The following is an 18,996-nucleotide window of genomic DNA, read 5'->3' on the forward strand; positions in this document are numbered from 1 at the left end:
TCATATCTTAAATTTCTTGCTTTTTTATTCATTATACCCGCTCTATTCTCCCTTTCGCAACCCCAGTTGTCCATTTTTCCGTTCTGCATCCGGTCGCTTTTCCATGCCCTTTTGGATGGATTTTCCCTTTTTTCTGGCAAAATCTCTTCGTGCCCTTTACGGATGCCCTGAATTGCGCTAATATGTTGATAGTTTCCCGCTGTTTCAGCGGTGTTCTCTATGTACCATGTCACAGAAACATGTTTGAAGTAAATAGGAGAGAGTGTGCGTGAAGATTATTATTGTAGGCGACGGAAAGGTGGGCTTTACTCTGGCGGAACACCTGTCCCGCGAGAATCACGACGTCACCATCATTGACACCCACGACGAGGCCCTCCAACGGGCGTCCGATACGCTGGACGTTATGTGCGTCAAAGGCAACGGCGCGTCCCTCGCCACCCTGCGGGAGGCGGAGGCAGAAAATGCCGACATTCTCATCGCCGCCACCAATCTGGACGAGATCAACATGATCTGCTGTCTCACCGCCAAGCGGCTGGGCACCAAGTATACCATCGCCCGGGTGCGCAACGTGGAATACGCCGTGGAGCTGGCCACGCTGAAAAAGGTGATCGGCATTGACATGATCATCAATCCGGAAAACGCCACTGCAGTGGAAATTGCCCGCCTGCTCCGCTTCCCCTCCGCGGCCAATCTGGAGACCTTCTACCGCGGCCGGGTGGAGCTCATCGGTTTCCGGGTCCAGTCGGACGACTTTATCTGCGGCCGCCCTCTGTCCGAGCTGAGCCGCCAGGTCAAGGACCTGCCCATCCTGTTCTGTGCGGCGGAGCGCGGGGACAAGAGCATCATCCCCGACGGCTCTTATATCCCCACCGCCGGCGACAAGCTCTACCTTATTGGCCAGCCCGCCGGCATGACCCAGTTTTTCAAGCTGCTGGGCCGGTACGCGCCCAAAATAAAGGACGTGTTTGTGGTGGGCGGCGGGCGTATCTCCCACTACCTCACCGCTCTGCTGGAGGGTATGGGCCTGCGGGTGAAGCTGGTGGAGCGGAGCATGGACCGCTGCCGGGAGCTGAGCGAGCTTCTCCCCCACACCATGATCATCTGCGGCGACGGTACCGATCAGGAGCTGCTGGAGTCGGAGAATGTGGCCGCCTCCGACGCCTTTGTCGCCCTGACTGACCGGGATGAGGACAACCTGATCATCTCCCTGTACGCCATGCAGCTGGGCATCTCCAAGGTGGTGGCCAAGTCCAACCGTCAGAACTACGCCGGCATCGCCCGGGCCGTGGGTCTGGACAGCGTCATCTCTCCCAAGCTCATCACCGCCAATCAGATCCTCCAGGTGGTACGCGGCATGGAGAACTCCAAGGGCAGCGTAATGACCGCCCTGTACCGCATCGCCGAGGGCAAGGTGGAGGCCATGGAATTCGTGGTCAACGAGACCACCCGCCACCTGAAGACCCCGCTGAAGGATCTGCGGCTGAAAAAGGGTATCCTTATTGCAGTGATTGTCCACCAGGGCCGGGTCATCATCCCCCAGGGCTCCACCTGTATGGAGCAGGGCGACACCGTGATCATTGTCTCCGGCGACGAGGGCATCCTGGATGTCAACGACATTTTCGACGATTCCCTGCTGGATGCGGGCGTCATAGGAGGAGCTGGGCTGTGAATTTCAAGCTGGTCTTCCGCATCACCGGCCGTACCCTTCTGGTGGAGGCCTGCTGCATGCTGCTGCCCCTTCTGGTCGCCCTTCTCTACCACGAGTCCCCCATGCCCTTTGTCCTGACCATTGCCATTCTTCTGGTGGTGGGCGGACTTCTGTCTGCGTTACCCTCCTCCAACCACTTCTTCCCCCGTGAGGGCTTCTTCGCCGTTGGCCTTATCTGGCTGCTAATCTCAGCCTTCGGCGCACTGCCCTTCTGGTTTTCCGGGTATTTCCCCACCTATGTGGACTGCCTGTTCGAAGCCGCCTCCGGCTTCACCACCACCGGCGCCTCCATCCTTCCGGCGGTGGAAAACCTGCCCAAGGGCATCTTGTTCTGGCGCTCCTTCATCCACTTTTTGGGCGGCATGGGCGTGCTCATCCTCACCATCGCCCTGATGCCCTCGCTGGGCAGCCGCACCCTCCACCTGATGAAGGCGGAGAGCCCCGGACCGGTGGTGAGCAAGCTGGTACCCAAGACCAGCCAGTCCTCCAAAATTCTCTACGGCATTTACTGTGCCATGACCGCCATTCAAATTCTATGTCTCCGCCTCACCGGCATGGAGTGGTTTGACTGCATCGTCAACGCCTTCGCTGTGGCGGGCACTGGAGGCTTCTCGGTGCGCAACACTTCCATCGGCGCTTATGGCAATCCCGCCGCCGAAATTGTCCTCACCGTGTTTATGCTGCTCTTTTCCATCAACTTCGCCTTCTATTTCCTGATCCTGTGCGGAAAAATCCGTCAGGCCCTCCGCAGTGACGAATTCCGCTTCTTTATGGGCGTGGTGATCGTCAGCACTGTGCTGATTACATGTAATCTGTGGTTTACCGGAGGCTACTTTACATCCCTGGGGGACACCGTCCGCGCCGCCGCCTTCCAGGTGTCCACTATCATCTCCACCACCGGCTTCTCCAGCGTGGACTTTGACCTGTGGCCGGAGTTCTCCCGCTTCCTGATCGTCATCCTCATGTTCATTGGCGCCTGCGCCGGCTCCACCGGCGGCGCCCTCAAATGTTCCCGGGTGCTGGTGCTCTTCAAATGCATCCGCCGGGAGATTAATCAGGTGATCCACCCCCGCTCCGTCAATGTGGTCAAGCTGGACGGCAAGGTGCTGCCGGAAGACACCCTGCGCTCCATCCTCCTCTTCTTCGCCGCGTACATGCTTGTTGTCCTGGCCGCCGGGCTGGTGGTGGCCCTGGACAATTTCTCCTTTGGTACCACCTTTACCGCCGTGGTCTCCTGCATCGGCAACGTGGGCCCCGGCCTTGAGCTGGTGGGCCCCATGGGCAACTACTCCTCCTTCTCCCTTCTGTCCAAGCTGGTGCTCACCCTGTGCATGATCATCGGCCGTCTGGAGCTGCTCCCCATCCTGGTTCTCTTCAGCAAGAGCGCCTGGAGCCGCTCCTGAGCACGCCCTTCCCGTTTTCCCCGGCAAAGGTCTAACCCCGCCTGGATCCCAACCTCCGGAGGATGACAGCCATGAAAACCACCAAGGAGCTTATCCGGAATACCGCCCGTGATCTCTTCAATGAGCGCGGCTATCGTGCAGTCTCCATGCGCAACATTGCCGATGCGCTGGGTATCAGCGTGGGCAATCTGACCTACCACTACCCCCACAAAGAGCTGCTGATAGAGGCCATTATGGACGCTGAGCTGGGCACCATGCCCGCCGAGCCTGAGTCCGGTCTGCCCGGGCTCAATCACCTGCTGGAGCGGATGCTGGAGTCCTTTTTTGAGACTCCCTTCTACTTCAACGACCCGGCGCTGTACAGCTCGGTCCCCTCTCTCCAGACCCGTCACGCTGCCAGCGTGGATGCTCTGTTTGCCGTCCTGCGGGACACCATTGCCGGATGCACGGAGCTGGGCCTGTTTGTCCCCGCGCTGAGCGGCAGCCGTCTGGAGCAGGTAACCCGCCTGCTCATGCTGGCCCACACCGGCTGGGCCCAGCACAACGCCACCTGGCCCGCCTCCTATTTCATCTCAGTTTCGGAGATGATGGAAACCCAGTGGGCGGTTCTCATCCCCTATCTGACCCCTGCCGGTCAGGCGGCCTACGACGCCCTGACACAGCGGGCGGAGGACTGATATCTCTGTAAAATAAAAGGAGCGGTCCGCAGCAGCATGCTGCGGACCGCTCCTTTTTATCTTGCCTTTTAATTTTCTTCCACGTAGTCACCGTTCTGGATGCGCTCATAGAGGGTCTTGAGCATGTCCAGATAGGTGGGCGTCTCGGCCAGGGTGGCGCCGGAGACAGCGTCAGGAGTCTGCCAATAGCCCTCGTCGTTCTGGGTCATACCACCGTCGGCGTAATAGTCGTAGTCAAAGCCGTTCTCCAGCACAAAGTCCTTGATGGCCTGCATATTGCCGGGGAAGGTGATGGGGCTGGGCCAGAAATCAGTGCCGTGGCCGTTGGTCCCCTTGGCGGTGATTTGATAGGTCATGGCCACGTTTTCGTCGTCGGCGCCGGTGACGCTCTGGGCGCTCTTGAGGATGTAGGCAGGCTCTGCGGAGGCGTCCACATACCACTTGCCGCCCTCCTCAGTGGCCACATAGTCGTTCATCTTCACGGTCTGGCCGTCAATGTCGGCGGAGTAGACCACGGCCACCTCGCAGGCGGGGTCGCTGCCCAGCTCGCCGGTCCACACCACATCGCCGTTCTGGATGTACTTGGCAAAGTTACACTCGGTCTCACCGGAGGTGAAGGTGATAAGGCCGTCCTCACCCAGCGCGGAGATGACCGCCTCGTCGGTCATGTTGCCCCAGCCGCCGGCGGCGCCGTTGTCGTCCCAGGGCAGCATGGGCTCATAGAACTGCACCGCATAGGCCTGATTGTTGTCCAGATCCCAGTAGAGGGTGGCCTTGATGACGCAGTCCTGAGCGGAGGTCACGTCCTTGGTGTAGATGCCGTAGGTGGTGGCGCTGACAATCTTGCGGTCGCTGGGAATCTCCACGGGCTCGGCGCCGGTGGGGTAGGAGGCAGTCTCCCCGCCCTCGTCGCCGCTCTCGGCCTCAAAGGGATTGGCCTCCGGGTCCAGAGCGTTGAGCACAGCGGCGCGGCAGCCGTCGCTGGTGTAGGTGGCACCGGACACGCCGTCAATCTCAGCGCCATTGGCGGCCACCACCTGCTCCGCCAGCTCCTCCAGGGCGGCGCCGCCGATTTCGGCGGTCTCGTCGGGGCCGTCAAAGCTGGCGGCAGTAATGACGCCGTCCTCCACCGTCAGGGTGGCAGTGATGACGCCGCCGAAGCCCTGGCCCTGGCCGGTCAGGGTCTCACTCTGGGCTGCGGAACTGCTGGCAGAGGGCTGAGTGCTCTCCTCAGCTGCGGGCGCAGCGCAGGACGCCGTGCTCAGCAGCAGTGCGGCGGCGGCGCATGCGGAAATCCATTTCTTGTTCATGGCAGAATGCTCCTTTCATTTTAGTACTGTCGTACTAATTTGATGAAATCATATCACGCACTCTTTTTTTCTGCAAGCACCATTTTTCACCCTTGCGTTTTGCAAAGTGCCAATTTGAAACGCTTTTTTTGCACAAACAAAGCGTTTTTCTTTTTTCATCCCCAGCTTTTTGTCAAATTTTTATCTAACTCGTCAGTTCCCACAGTCTTTTCCTCTTTGCCGCTCATATTTTTTCTTTCGCATGATTACAAATCTACTTTTTCTTCGCTCTCAAAAATTTTTAATGTAGGCAAGTTCTGTTTGGTGATTTTCGTCATAAATTTCTTTTGCAAACCTTATTATTTTATTGATTTTATTGAAAGCGTTTTTACCCCCCTTACTTTTTGTAAATAACTCCTTGCAAAATGAACTGATTATGGTAAGATTAATGTGTCATCAGCAAAGGGAAGGTCGAATCTAATGATGTTGTCACTCGCTTAAGCCAACCATTATTTTTTCTTTGGCTTCCCTAATATGTAAAGGAGTGGGAATTTTGGACGTACAGAATCTCTTCTGGCTGGGCCTTCTTGGCGCTGCCATAGCGCTGCTCTTTGCTGTTTTCCAGGCGCGGAAGGTGCTCCGTTTTTCAGAAGGCACTGACCTGATGAAAAAGATCGCCGCCTCCATCCGCAAGGGCGCCAATGCCTATCTGAAGCGGCAGTACACCACCGTGGCCAAGATCTTCGCCGTGGTATTTGTCATCCTGCTGGTCCTGGCTGCGACCCATCTGCTGGACAACTGGTTCATCCCCTTTGCCTTCCTCACCGGCGGTATCTACTCCGCCCTGGCCGGCTTCATCGGCATGAAGATTGCTACCAGCTCCAACGCCCGCACCGCCAACGCCGCCCACGAGAGCCTGAACCGGGGCCTGAACGTGGCTTTCTCCTCCGGCGCGGTTATGGGCTTCACTGTGGTGGGCCTGGGCCTGTTTGATATCTCCGTCTGGTTCCACATTCTCAAGTACATCGCCCACTTTGAGGCCGCTCAGATCGCCTCCACCATGGTCATGTTCGGCATGGGTGCCTCCTTTATGGCTCTGTTTGCCCGTGTGGGCGGCGGCATTTTCACTAAGGCCGCCGACGTGGGCGCCGACCTGGTGGGCAAGGTTGAGGCCGGCATCCCCGAGGATGACCCCCGCAACCCCGCCACCATCGCCGACAACGTGGGCGACAACGTGGGCGACGTGGCCGGCATGGGCGCCGACCTGTACGAGTCCTATGTTGGCTCCATCCTGGCCACCTTTGCCCTGGGCGCTGCCGCCTACGCCGGCGGTGACCTGACCTGGAACGCCATGCTGCTGCCTCTGCTGGTGGCCGTGGTTGGCGTGGTGTGCTCTGTTATCGGCTCCTTCCTCATCCGCACCAAGGAGAACGCCGACCAGCGCTCCCTGCTGGCTACCCTCCGCAAGGGCACCTACACCGCCGCTATCCTGGCTGCCGTGGTTGCCGCCCCCCTCACCTACTGGCTCATGGGCTCCTGGGGTCCCTACATCGCCATCCTGGCCGGTCTGATCGGCGGCTGCGCCATCGGCTACTTCACCGAGTACTACACCTCCGACACCTATAAGCCCACCCAGAACCTGGCCAACTCCACCGAGACCGGCGCCGCCACCACCATCATCGGCGGTATCTCTCTGGGCATGGTGTCCACCGCCGCCCCCATCATCATCATCTCCATCGCCGTTATCGTGGCCTTCCTGGCCTCCGGCGGCACTCTGTCCACCAACAGCCCTGACTATGCTGCCCTGTTCAGCAAGGGCCTGTACGGCATCGGCATCGCCGCCGTTGGCATGCTGTCCACCCTGGGCATCACCCTGGCCACCGACGCCTACGGCCCCGTGGCCGACAACGCCGGCGGCATCGCCGAGATGAGCGGCCTGGGCGCTGAGGTCCGTACCCGTACCGACGCTCTGGACTCCCTGGGCAACACCACTGCCGCCACCGGCAAGGGCTTCGCCATCGGTTCCGCCGCCCTCACCGCTCTGGCCCTGCTGGTCAGCTATGTGGACGTGGTTAACGTCAAGCTGTCCACCCTGGGCAATGGCCGCGTGCTGGACCTGTCCCTCACCAACCCCGCCGTGCTGGTGGGCATCTTCATCGGCGCTATGCTGACCTTCGTCTTTGCCGCCCTCACCATGAGCGGTGTGCAGCGTGCCGCCCAGTCCATCGTGGTGGAGGTCCGCCGCCAGTTCAAGGAGATCGCCGGCATCATGGAGGGCAAGGCTGACCCCGACTACGCCTCCTGCGTGGACCTGTGCACCCGCGGCGCCCTGCATGAGATGGTTGCCCCCTCCCTGCTGGCCATCGTGGTGCCTGTTGTCACCGGCCTGATTCTGGGCGCTGAGGCCGTTGTGGGCCTGCTGGGCGGCGTCACCGTCACCGGCTTCGTGGTGGCCGTGTTCATGTCCAACGCCGGCGGCGCCTGGGACAACGCCAAGAAGTACATCGAGAGCGGCACTCACGGCGGTAAGGGTTCCGACTGCCACAAAGCTGCCGTCATCGGCGATACCGTGGGCGACCCCTTCAAGGACACCTCCGGCCCCTCCCTCAACATCCTCATCAAGCTCTGCTCCACCGTGTCCATCGTGTTCTCCGGTCTCATCGTCAAGTTCTCCATCTTTGGCTAACACCAATAAAATAAAAAGAGGAGCGCCTGCTGTGCAGGCGCTCCTCTTTTCGTTTTTCTCACGTCTTGTTCCGCTTAATCCGGACAATCATCCAGATGACGCCGGCCGCCAGCAGGACGGCTACCACGCAGTTGGCAATCATCAGCCCGCTCTCCCAGGGGGCAGCGGTATAGGAGATGATGGTGCCGGGGACGATGCCGTTCATGGCATTGGAGTGGACCACAGCGTAGAGGATGTTGTGGCAGGACTTGCGGAGGTTGTTCAGCGCCGTGGGGCTGGAGGTGTCCTCCATGCTCTTCATGGCGTCGGTGGAGAGAATCAGGTCGGTGCCCGCGGCAATGGCCTGGTCGGGATACATGTACTCGTAGAGGTCAAAGTCGGTGATGGCCAGGCCCTCAAAGCCCCACTCATCCCGGAGTACGGTCTGCATCAGAGCCTCCGAGCCGCCGGCCCAGGTGGCGCCCAGCCGGTTGTAGGAACTCATCACCGCGGTGCAGCCCGCCATCTCCTGCTGGGACATGGTGCCCAGCTCGTCGGAGATATAATTCACAGTCTGCTTGGCGTTCTTCACGGTATACTCGAAGGGTTTGAGATAGATCTCCCGCATGGCCTGCTCGTTGACCCAGGAGCTGACGCCGTTGTTGACCCGGTTGGTCTCCTGGTCGTTGACGGCGAAGTGCTTGATGGTGCAGTAGACGCCCTTGCTGCTGGCGCCCGACACGGTGGCAGCCCCCATCACGCCGGAGAGGAAGGGGTCCTCGGAGTAGTACTCAAAGTTGCGGCCGCCGAAGGGACTGCGGTGGATGTTCATGGCGGGGGCGTACCAGCCGGTGACGCCGTTGTCAATGGCCTCGTTGCCCACCATCACGCCCATCCTGTAAGCCAGGTCGGCGTTCCAGGTGGAGGCAATGACCACCTCGGAGGGGTAGGAGGTACAGCTGAGGGAGGTCATGTAGGAGTTGATGCCGGCGGGGCCGTCATAGTCCTCGGTAGCGGGCTTGCCGATGGAGGACATCTCCACCGTGGCATACATGCCGTTGAGCACCAGCTTGACCATGTCCTTCTCCTCCAGCTGGTCCAACAGCAGGTCCCAGGAGGGATCGTCGTAGGGCAGCCCCCTCAGGTCGATGAGGGACAGACCGTTGTCCGCACCGGTGGTGGGCTCTTCCGCCTCCGGGTCCTCATGGTCGGCTGCCTTGTAGACCTGATAGCCCTCAATGACGGCGTCGCTGGCGGTCATATCCGCGCCGGTAGGCGCGGTGGGGAAGGTGCCGGCAAAGTCGGAGCGGCTCATGTTCAGGGCATATCCCTCGGTGGGAGTATCGGTGAACATGGCGGACACATCGTCAAACTGGTTGGTGACGGCGGAATAGTCGGAGGCGCGGTGATTGTCGCCGCTGTACACCTGTTTGCCGCTGACGGTATAAGAGATGGGCTCACAGCCCTCCTTGACGGTGTGGGAGTCGGTCTGGAGAGTGATGAGGTACTCGCCCTCGTCCAGCACATAGACTTTCTCCGTCTTGTAGTCGTAGGAGGCCATGTCCTCCACGGCCAGGGTCAGGGTGACAGTCTCACTCTGTCCGGGCTCAATGACACCGGTCTTGGCGAAAGCCCCCAGCACCACGCTGGACTTCTCAATACCCCGGTCGGCATAGTAAGGCGCGGAGTAGTAGAGCTCCACCACGTCCTTGCCCGCCACAGAGCCGGTGTTGGTGACGGTGACCTCCACGGTGATATTGCCGTCCACGCCGCCCAGCTCCTGGTTAGAGATGGCCCAGTCAAAAGTGGTATAGCTCAGGCCGTAGCCAAAGGGGTATACCACGGCTTCGTCGTAGTCGATGAAGCCCTCCACAGCGGCGGTCTCGTAGTAGCGGTAACCCACGTAGATGCCCTCCTCGTACTGGACGAAGGTACCCACGCCGCTGACGTTGGAAGCGCTAATATTCTCATACTGGTAGTGGCCGAAGTTGACGAAGGTGGGGTCCTGGGTGAAGTCGGCGGGGTAGATGTCCACGGTCCGGCCCGAGGGATTCACCGCGCCGGAGAGCACGTCGCCCACGGCGTTAAAGCCGGTCTGGCCGGGGGAGCCCACCCAGAGAATGGCATCCACATTCTCGTCATCCTCCAGCACGCCCAGCTCCATGGAGGTAGAGGCGTTGATGAGGACAATGACCTTGTCAAAGTGTTCCTCCGCCAGGGCCAGCATGTCCTTCTCGTCCTGGTTGAGCTCCAGCTGGTGCTGGCCGTCCATATAGTTGTCGTCCCAGCCCTCCATGTCCTGGGTCAGGTCGCCACCCTCGCCGCCGCCCCGACCGATGACCACGATGGCGGCATCGCCGTAGGAAGAGAAGCTGGAAATAGCGTCAGCGGTGTAGTTCTCCACCGGCATCTCACCGATGTAATAGGTGGAGGTAGATGGATCGTCCATGGTGATGATGCCCTTGGGGTGGTCGTAGACCCGGCTGGCGCCCAGGGCCGTCAGCTCTTCCTTGTAGGAGGCATAGCTGCTGAGGATGGCGTAGACCGTGTCGTTGATCTCATACCCGGCCTGCTCCAAACCGGCGCGCAGGTCCACCACCGAGCTCAGGTCCACCGAGCCGGAACCGGAGCCACCGTACACCGGGTCGGCGGCGTCACGGCCCAGCAGAGTCACCTTGGCAGGGGTGGCCAGAGGCAGGGCGCCGTTGTTCTTCAGCAGTACGATGCCCTCGCTCTCAATCTCCTCCACCAGGGCGTCGGCCGCCGCCTGCACGTCCTGGGTAGACTCGTAGTCCAGGGTATAATACTCGCTCTCCCAGTCCTCCGAGCCCTCGGTCTTGGTGATGATAATATCGCCTCCGCCCAGGTACAGGTCTACATAGCCTTTGAAGATACTGGTCAGGATGTTCACCGCCACGGCCAGAGCCAGCACCAGAGCCAGCGCCACCGTCCAGATAGCGGCAAATTTTTTGTTGCTCATCTTCTTTTTTACGCGTTTTTTTCCCATAAATTGTGCTTTCCTCCTTTTTGTGAAAGCGTTCAGGGCATAAAAAGAGCAGAGGGAGGCGGCGGAACCGCTCCCCTCTGCTCATATTTCCGCAAGTTCAGGCGGGGTAGCTGTTCAAAGAGGGTCTTTGAACTTTTGCAGGATCAGCTTTTATCTTGTCTGTCACTTTACCAGTTCAGCCGCAGTCGTAGTCAGCGGCTCAGCGCTGTATGTCTCCGTGCGTTCATCGGAAATTACACCAGACCAGTTCATGCCAAAAGCAAAGTCATAAGCATTTCCGTCAGAGTCTACATAGCACTCCACATCGCGGGGGACATCCTCGTTCTGGGCCTCCACGGCCTCCATGCTGGCAGGCTGCTGGAAAGGCAGCAGTGCGCTGGGCTCTACCTGGCCGGTAATGACATTCATGATAGCCTCAGGCTGGAACCAATCGGGGTCAAAGACAGCACCTTCGTAGCCATTAAACCAGAGCAGAATTGCATCAGCCATGGGCTCAACCTCAGACCAAACCATAGGCCCCTTAGCGGACATGACAACAATTACTTTACAGTCCTCAGACACAACACTGTCTACATACTGCAATGTCTCGTAGTCACTATACTCATTCGGAAGCGCAGCAGTGTTTCCATAGTAAGATCTGTTTTCCTTTACTTCCTGTGTAACAATGCCATAATCGCCAGTATTAATTTCCTGTGTAATCATATCTCCCGCGATGGATTCCTTACGTACGGAGTCAGAATCCGCAGTGTACTGCTCGTACTGAATAGAGGCGGGGAGCCACTGGCCAGTTTCTTCATCGTAGGTGGACTGGACAAATGGCGCTTTCATGCTGACAATAGCATAGTCACACGCTGCAATCTCCTCCGCACTGGCACGGATAATATCGCTCGCCAGATACATCGGCTCACCGTCCTCATCCGTTCCGGAGGGCTCTCCGACAGTGTCAGTTACAACATTGTAATACTGGCTGGCAAGCTCAAGGTCCACAGAAGGCTTGCAGCTCCAGGTATAGCCCAGACGCTTGCTTCCGCTCTGCTGGTATACGTAGGGAATATAAACTGTGGGCTTTTCGGCAGATGCGTCATACTCGTGAATGGTATTGTCCGAATTCTTCAGCATAACAATGGACTGCTCCTGAGTCTCCCGTCCATAGGCATACGCATCCTCTGTATAGACGCTGGCCACTGCCTCTTCCTTGGAGACATAGGGATTCTCAAACAGGCCAACCTGCATCTGGATTGTAAAGAAGCGACGGGCAGAATTGCGGACGTGAGCCAGCGCTTCCTCCTCACCCATGTCCTCAGCCAGGAGCTTATACCCCTCTATTGCGTTGGTAATATCGCTGGTTCCACCAATCTGGTCATTGCCGACTTTAAAGAGAGCGGCAAATCTCTCCGCAACCGTCAGGTCATCCACGCCATAGGAACGGCCATCTTCTGTAATACCCCAATCCGTAAGGATAAATCCGTCGTATCCATTGTCACGAAGCAGATTCAGGGTATTTTCATTAAAGGCGTTACCCACAAACTCGCCCAGCGAACCGTCCTCACTATAAGGAATACCATAGCTGGGCATCAAGCCGGCTGCAGTTTCTGTCAGACCAGGCAGTTCAAAGGCTCCGTCAAAGAAGGGGATAAGATGCGCCTCATAATTGTCTCCAGGGAATACCATGTACTTACCCGTATTGGAATGGTCATCGCGGCCGCCCTCAGACGCACCAGTCGCCGCAAAGTGCTTCACAATGGCAACCACGCTGTCTTCGCCCCATCCAAGATCATTGCCGCTCTCATCAAAGGTGGACTGCATACCGTCGATAAATGCCGCCGCCAGATCACGGTTCAGCGCAGGATCCTCGCTATATGTTCCGCTGGTCCGCCACCAGGTAGGATTGGATGCAAGGTCAATCTGCGGTCCCAGCAGCATGGTAATGCCTACTGCACGGTACTGCTTGGAGGACTCAGCTGCAAGCTCGTGCACCAGATCCATATCCATCGTGGCAGCAACTGCATTCTGACCGATAATGCCGGAAATTGTGGTAGGATCGGTGCTGATGGTCGCTGGAATGCCATAGTCACCGGTTGCCTCACACAATGCCTGGAGCGCATTTGTCCAGTCTGCTGCCATTGCAGTATTCCCTTCCATTGCAGCAGAGCGAGTAGTTCCCGCGCGGCCTCCTGCTTCAATATACTCAAGATCGCTTCCCTCTATCTTACTACCAAAGGAGCTCCAGCCGCCATGGGTCATGAGGGGTGCAATTTCCTCGCCGGAAAGCATATTGGCCAGTTCCGTCGCACGGGTTGTATCATCCAGCCGCCAGTCCTCATAGGCATCCAGCTGACCATTCTTATTCAGATCCTTGAAGGCATAGCCGTCCACCTGAATCAGGCTGACGCCGGAGTCGGGGGAGTAGCCCAGGGTCTCGCCGCCCTCGTTGGTGACCTTCATCCAGCCGTCATCGGTCTCCTCTTCGGACCACTTCACCTCACCAGAGCCCAGTTCCTCAGGGGTAATCGGATATTCACCAGTGGGCTGCGCGCCGCTGCCAGTAGGGGCAGGGCTGCCGCTGCCAGTGGGGGTATCCTGTGTACAGGCACTCATCGTGCCTAACAGCATGGTGCCCGCAAGAAGGACAGCCGCCGCTTTCTTCGCGTAGTCTTTCATTCTTGTTCTCCTTTCCAATCACACAAATTCCGTCTCTCCGGGGCGAGGGGCTTCTCCCGGGAATTGCGCGCCGGCCGCCCGCCTCAGCTTCCGTGACTGCACTATAACACGACAGAAGTCCACAATTCCAGCAAATCACGCAGACTGTCATTCCCACCACATAAATTGCACATTCCAAGGGGCGACATTTGCCTCTTTTTTATTTATAATTACATATGAGAACGGGCACGGTGTACACAACACGGGCAAAAACTGGATTGTTCCCCTGTTTCCAGATTCCACCGCCGTACGCGCAGGCGTGGTCTGTGCTATAATAGCAACATAAAAGAGATTGCCCGGAATTGGTTGGGAGTGTTGAGAGAAGTGGAGAGAAAGACGATGAGAAGTGTGGCTGTGGTGGAGGATAGTGCAGCGGAGGCCGAGACCCTGCGCAGGCACTTTGCCCGCTATACCGAGGAACGGGGCGTCCCCTTCAAGGTGAGCTATTTTACCAGCGGTGAGGAATTTTTGAGCAAATACCGTCCAATCTACGATCTGGTGCTCATGGACATTGGCCTGCCTAAAATGACTGGTATGGAGGCCGCTGCCCGGTTGCGGGAGCTGGACAAGTCTGTGACGCTGATTTTTGTCACCAATATGGCCCAGTTCGCCGTCAAGGGCTACGAGGTGGACGCTTTTGACTTCGTGGTCAAGCCGGTGAGCTATTCCAACTTCTCCCTGAAGCTCCAGCGGGCCCTCAACAAGCTGACCAGCCGCCGGGACACTGAGATTGTCATCTCCCTGTCGGATCAGATGCTCCGCCTGTCCGCCTCGCAGATTAAGTACATCGAGATCTCCGGCCATAACATGGTCTACCACACCACCGATGGTCCCATCCGAGCCTACGGCAACCTGAAGGACGCGGAGGCCGCTCTCAACAGCCCCATGTTTGTCCGGTGTAACAGCTGCTATCTGGTGAACCTGAACTACGTCCAGGCCATTCGGGGCTATACTGCCGTGGTGGATGGGGATGAGCTTCAAATCAGCCGTCCCCGGCGGAAGGCCTTTGTTCAGGCTCTCAACGACTATCTGGGCGGTGGGATATAATGTTTCAAATCACCAACCTCTTTCTCTATAAGCTGGTATTTACCGCTGCGCTGCTTATTGCAGAGGCACTGTTCCTCTTCCGGCAGAAAAAGCGCCCCGGATTTCCCATCCGTATGGCTGCCGGTACGGCGATCATGTTCCTGATAGTAGCGGCGTTCCCCATCCTCAGCTACACTGCTGTGTACAGTTCCCTCATGTTCTCCCTGTTCTTCCTGCTGTCCATTCTGCTGTCCAAGTTCTGCTACGACATCAGCTGGCGGGCCTGCCTGTTCTGCACCGCGGCTGGATACACCCTCCAGCACCTGGCCTCGGTGTGCTATGATCTGGCCACCACCCTGGGCGGTTTTGAACACGCCGCCCAGTTTTACAGCGACAGCGCCGTGGATATCAGCCCCTTCTCCGCCCTTATTTTTGTGGAGGTCTACGGCCTGGTGTACTGGTGCCTGTACCACATCTTTGGCCGCCGCCTGCGGAAAGATGAGGCCATCACCATCAAAAGTCCTGCCCTGCTGGCTCTGCTGGTGCTTATTCTGCTGGTGGAAATCATCCTGAACGCCTTTGTGGTATACCGGAAATATGAGAGTCTGGACCTGGTGTACTATCTGTCCGGCTCCCTGACCAACATCATCTGCAGCATCTCTGTTCTGGTTATTCAGTTCAGCCTGCTGCTCAGCAAGTCCCTGGAGGACGAGCTGGCAGTCGTCAACCAGATGTGGCGCCAGGAGCAGAGGCAATATCAGATTTCCAAAGAGACCATCGACCTCATCAATATGAAATGCCACGACATGAAGCACCAGATCCACACCATCAGCAAGCAGGCTGCCATTGACCCCGCTGCCCTGCGTGAGATGGAGGAGACCATCTCCATCTACGATTCCATCGTCAAGACGGGCAACCAGGCCCTGGACATCATCCTGGCGGAAAAGAGCCTGTACTGCCAGAAGAACGGCATTTTCATCAGCTATATGGCTGATGGCGAGAAGCTGAGCTTTATGAGCGGCTCAGATATCTACTCCCTCTTCGGCAACATGCTGGACAACGCCATCCAGACCGTCATCCAGTTGGAGCAGGACAAGCGGGTCATCGGCGTCACCATCCGGGCGGAAGGTGAGCTGCTGTCCATCAACTCCCACAACTATTACAGCGGTGACGTCCGCATGGAGCATGGCCTTCCCGTCACCAGCAAGGAGGACAAGAATTACCACGGCTTCGGCGTCAAGAGCATGGTAATGATTGTGGAGAAGTACGGTGGCACCATCTCTTTCGACGCCCGGGACCAGATTTTTAACCTCAACATTCTCCTGCCTCTCTCTAGCGGCGGACAGGCCATCTGAACGGAGGGGCGGCAGTTCATCAGGGAGGCACTGCCATGAAAAACCTGACAAAATCCGGCATCCGCAGGCTGCGCCGTACCCTGCTGCCCATCATGGCCCTGCTGCTGGCCCTCTCCTGTACCCTGACTGCCGGTATGTACGCCAACGCCTCCACCCTCAACGGCCTGTTCGGCCGGGGCGGACGGACGGTGCGTCCCCTGGAGCAGTCGGAGGATCTGGCTGCGGACTACTATGTCCAGGCGTATTCCTCCAAGGCGGAGGCTCTGGAGGCCGCCCGGGCGGTGTCGCTGCAAATCAGCGATGAGGGCATTGTGCTGCTGAAAAACAACGGCCTGCTCCCCCTCTCGGACAGCGCTATTCTCTCACCGATGGGCCTGCGGTATTACCTGCCCTACTATGGCGGCAGCGGCTCCTCCGCCATCGGCTCCGACGAGGAACACACCATCACTCCCGCTCAGGGGCTGCACAGTGCCTTTTCCTCCTTTAACACCGTCCTGGAGAAACGGCTCTCTCAGGCCGCCAATGCCGCTGAGTCTCCGGCTGACAACTCCAATCTGATCGCCGCCACGCCCCTCAAAGGCGAGGTGGAGGAGAACACCCTCTATGAGTTTTCTGCCTCCGTCTATGGTGAGCTGGGAGACACCTGCGCTGGTACGGTAGGCGTGGTGTTTCTCGGCCGCCAGACCGGTGAGGACTGCGACGCCTCCACCTCGGCCTATGATGATGGCACGCCTCATATGCTCTCACTCACCGCCTCCGAACAGGATATGCTCTCCTTTGCCAAGGCCCACTGTGAGAGCGTCATTGTGGTTCTTGCCACTTCCTCTCCCATGGAGGTGGCCCAGCTGGAGGATGACTTGGCCATTGACGCTATCATCTGGCTGGGGGGCGCAGGCAGCACCGGCTATGAATCCCTGGGGCGGATTCTCTCCGGCCAGGTGAACCCCTCCGGGCGACTGCCCGACCTGTGGGATTCCGACTTTACCCAGGCCCCCACCTTTGCAAACCAGGACGACGGCTCCGACCGTTTTGTCTACACCAACGCCTTCACCACCCTGATCATCAGGGACAGTTGGAACGAGAACGTTTGCCCGCCCTTCCGTGAGTATGAGGAGGGCATCTACCTGGGCTACCGGTACTACGAGACCGCCTGGGACACCGGCTTTCTGAAGGATTACGACAACCGCACCTCCGGCGTTCTCTATCCCTTCGGGTACGGTCTGAGCTACACCACCTTCTCCCAGGAGATTGTGGGCTTCAGCGACGGAGGCGATGATATCTCCCTCACCGTCCGGGTAACCAACACCGGTACCCGGTATTCCGGGAAGGAGGTGGTACAGGTCTACTTCACTCCGCCCTATACCGACCTGGATCAGGCCTACGCCATCGAGAAATCCACGGCGGTGCTCATCCAATTCGCCAAGACAGATCTGCTTGCTCCGGGGGAGTATGAGGACATCTCCCTCTCCTTTGCCAAGGAGGACATGGCCTCCTACTGCTATACCCGGGACAACGGCGACGGCACCACCGGCTGCTACATGCTGGAGGATGGGGCATACACGATCTCCATCCGCGCCAACTCCCACGATATACTGGACAGCCGTACCGCCACGGTACAGGACACCATCTGGTATGACAACAGCAATCCCCGCCAGTCCGAGCTGGACGCCCAGGCAGAGCTGGATGACAGCGGGCAGCCCCTGCCTCTGCCCGCCAATTCCGGTCAGGCCGCAGTGAATCAGTTTGAGCAGCTCAATTCCTATATGTCCGACCCTGACGTCAGCAGCGCGGTACGTCTCTCCCGGGCTGACTGGGATGGCACACAGCCCACAGCCCCTGCTGACGCTGACCGGGTAGCGTCGGACAAGGTGGCCGGGTGGATTGCCGCCGCTGACACCACCAGGCCCGCCGCTGACAGCCTGGAGGACAAGAGTTCCCTTCCCATCCCAGCCTCAGGCGCGGATAACGGTCTGGTGCTTGCCGACCTGCGGGGTAAGCGCTACTGGGATCCCATGTGGATTCTGCTTCTGTACCAGATCACCTATGACAACCCGGAGGAGCTGCGGCTGTGTCTCTTTCAGGACGCCTATGGCACCGGCGCCCTCTCCGATATCGGCAAGCCGGAGTCGGTGGAGCACGATGGCCCCCAGGGCCTCACCCTGGCCGACGTCAACGGTCAGAACTGGATCAAAGATGTGTGCGGCTACCCCGCCGCGCCGGTGATGGCCGCCACATGGAATCAGGCACTGATGTATGACTTCGGCTATATGGTGGGCCAGGAGGCTCTGCTCTCCGATATCAACGGCTGGTATGCGCCCGGGCTGAATATCCATCGCTCCCCCTTCGGCGGTCGGGCTTCCGAGTACTTCAGTGAGGACCCTCTGCTCTCCGGCATGCTGGGAGCACAGGTGATCTCGGGTGCCGGGGATGCGGGCCTGAGCTGCGCGGCCAAGCACTTCGTCCTCATGGACACTGAGGCCCACAAGAACCCCCACACCTGCGTCTGGCTCACCGAACAGGCACTGCGGGAGATCTACCTGCGCCCCTATGAAATTGCCCTCAAAACCGCCCGCAAGACCATCCGCTATATCGGCGAGGAGGACGGCGTCACACATATCCGTACCATGCGGGCCGGGGACTTTCTCATGGCCGGAGACTGTGCCGTGGGCCCCCTGTGGTCAGCGGCCAATCCGGCCCTGCTCACCGGTGTGGTCCGTGGGGAGTGGGGCTTCCAGGGGACCATTATCTCCGATATGCACCTGAGCGGCAGCGACGCTCAGGTGGACCGGCTCCTCCAGGCCGGATGCGACCTGCTCATGTCCACCTCCTCCGGTTCCCCTCTCAATGCCACCGATTACCAGTCTCCCGCCGGACAGCGGCTGCTCCGTATGGCGGTAAAAAACCTGTGCTACACACTGGTCAACTCCAACCTGATGCAGGGCGCCGCCCCCGGTTCCCTCATCGAGTCCTCCCCCGCACCCTGGGAGCTCTGCCTCGCCGTGTTCAACGGGACCGTGGCACTCACACTGGCTGCCATGGCTGTTCTCCTGGTATGGACCGCCTGGTATGCCCACAGGCGGCTGTAACCGGAAGGCCTTTCCCTCTGGGAAGGCCTTCCGGTTTTTACTTTCTGTCCGCCTCGCGTTTTAGACAAGTTGAGCACGCC

Annotated in this window: 10 protein-coding genes; 7 read left to right on the forward strand and 3 right to left on the reverse strand. The window is 58.8% G+C overall.

Annotated elements, in window-relative coordinates; genetic code table 11:
* Nucleotides 1-268: 268 nt before the first annotated feature.
* From trkA to ACOX7T_RS05930, 3 genes are all read left to right on the forward strand, one after another.
* On the forward strand, nucleotides 269-1,669 hold the full coding sequence (gene trkA / locus ACOX7T_RS05920; protein WP_433440818.1) for a Trk system potassium transporter TrkA: 1,401 nt from the start codon (nucleotides 269-271) through the stop codon (nucleotides 1,667-1,669).
* The gene (locus ACOX7T_RS05925) at nucleotides 1,666-3,111 is read left to right on the forward strand and encodes a TrkH family potassium uptake protein (protein ID WP_433440820.1); all 1,446 of its coding nucleotides are present in this window, start codon (nucleotides 1,666-1,668) and stop codon (nucleotides 3,109-3,111) included. Before trkA ends, ACOX7T_RS05925 begins: the two co-directional genes overlap by 4 nt.
* Before the next feature lie 71 nt (nucleotides 3,112-3,182).
* Nucleotides 3,183-3,788: a TetR/AcrR family transcriptional regulator gene (locus tag ACOX7T_RS05930; RefSeq protein WP_433440822.1), complete on the forward strand. Its 606-nt coding sequence runs from the start codon at nucleotides 3,183-3,185 to the stop codon at nucleotides 3,786-3,788.
* A gap of 68 nt (nucleotides 3,789-3,856) precedes the next feature.
* Here the strand turns inward: ACOX7T_RS05930 and ACOX7T_RS05935 are convergent, their stop codons facing one another.
* Complete coding sequence (locus ACOX7T_RS05935) at nucleotides 3,857-5,098, reverse strand: FMN-binding protein (protein ID WP_433440824.1); 1,242 nt, start codon at nucleotides 5,096-5,098, stop codon at nucleotides 3,857-3,859.
* A 523-nt stretch (nucleotides 5,099-5,621) separates the two neighbouring features.
* On the opposite strand from ACOX7T_RS05935, the gene ACOX7T_RS05940 reads away from it, so the two are divergent.
* On the forward strand, nucleotides 5,622-7,763 hold the full coding sequence (locus ACOX7T_RS05940) for a sodium-translocating pyrophosphatase (RefSeq protein WP_433440826.1): 2,142 nt from the start codon (nucleotides 5,622-5,624) through the stop codon (nucleotides 7,761-7,763).
* A gap of 58 nt (nucleotides 7,764-7,821) precedes the next feature.
* Here the strand turns inward: ACOX7T_RS05940 and ACOX7T_RS05945 are convergent, their stop codons facing one another.
* Entirely contained in the window at nucleotides 7,822-10,749 is a 2,928-nt protein-coding gene (locus ACOX7T_RS05945) for a glycoside hydrolase family 3 C-terminal domain-containing protein (RefSeq protein WP_433440828.1), read from the reverse strand.
* Nucleotides 10,750-10,911: 162 nt separating this feature from the next.
* Complete coding sequence (locus tag ACOX7T_RS05950) at nucleotides 10,912-13,410, reverse strand: glycoside hydrolase family 3 N-terminal domain-containing protein (RefSeq protein WP_433440830.1); 2,499 nt, start codon at nucleotides 13,408-13,410, stop codon at nucleotides 10,912-10,914.
* Nucleotides 13,411-13,788: 378 nt separating this feature from the next.
* Between ACOX7T_RS05950 and ACOX7T_RS05955 the strand changes: the two genes are divergently transcribed.
* From ACOX7T_RS05955 to ACOX7T_RS05965, 3 genes are read left to right on the forward strand one after another with little or no spacing between them, the layout of a single operon-like run.
* Complete coding sequence (locus ACOX7T_RS05955; RefSeq protein ID WP_433440832.1) at nucleotides 13,789-14,496, forward strand: LytR/AlgR family response regulator transcription factor; 708 nt, start codon at nucleotides 13,789-13,791, stop codon at nucleotides 14,494-14,496.
* Nucleotides 14,496-15,830 (forward strand): ATP-binding protein, encoded by a 1,335-nt coding sequence (locus tag ACOX7T_RS05960; RefSeq protein WP_433440834.1) that lies wholly within the window; start codon nucleotides 14,496-14,498, stop codon nucleotides 15,828-15,830. Before ACOX7T_RS05955 ends, ACOX7T_RS05960 begins: the two co-directional genes overlap by 1 nt.
* 35 nt (nucleotides 15,831-15,865) lie before the next feature.
* The gene (locus tag ACOX7T_RS05965) at nucleotides 15,866-18,916 is read left to right on the forward strand and encodes a glycoside hydrolase family 3 C-terminal domain-containing protein (RefSeq protein ID WP_433440836.1); all 3,051 of its coding nucleotides are present in this window, start codon (nucleotides 15,866-15,868) and stop codon (nucleotides 18,914-18,916) included.
* The last annotated feature ends 80 nt before the right edge of the window (nucleotides 18,917-18,996 follow it).

Origin of the sequence: Pseudoflavonifractor sp. (assembly GCF_050943825.1) — a bacterium.
Classification (GTDB): domain Bacteria; phylum Bacillota; class Clostridia; order Oscillospirales; family Oscillospiraceae; genus Pseudoflavonifractor.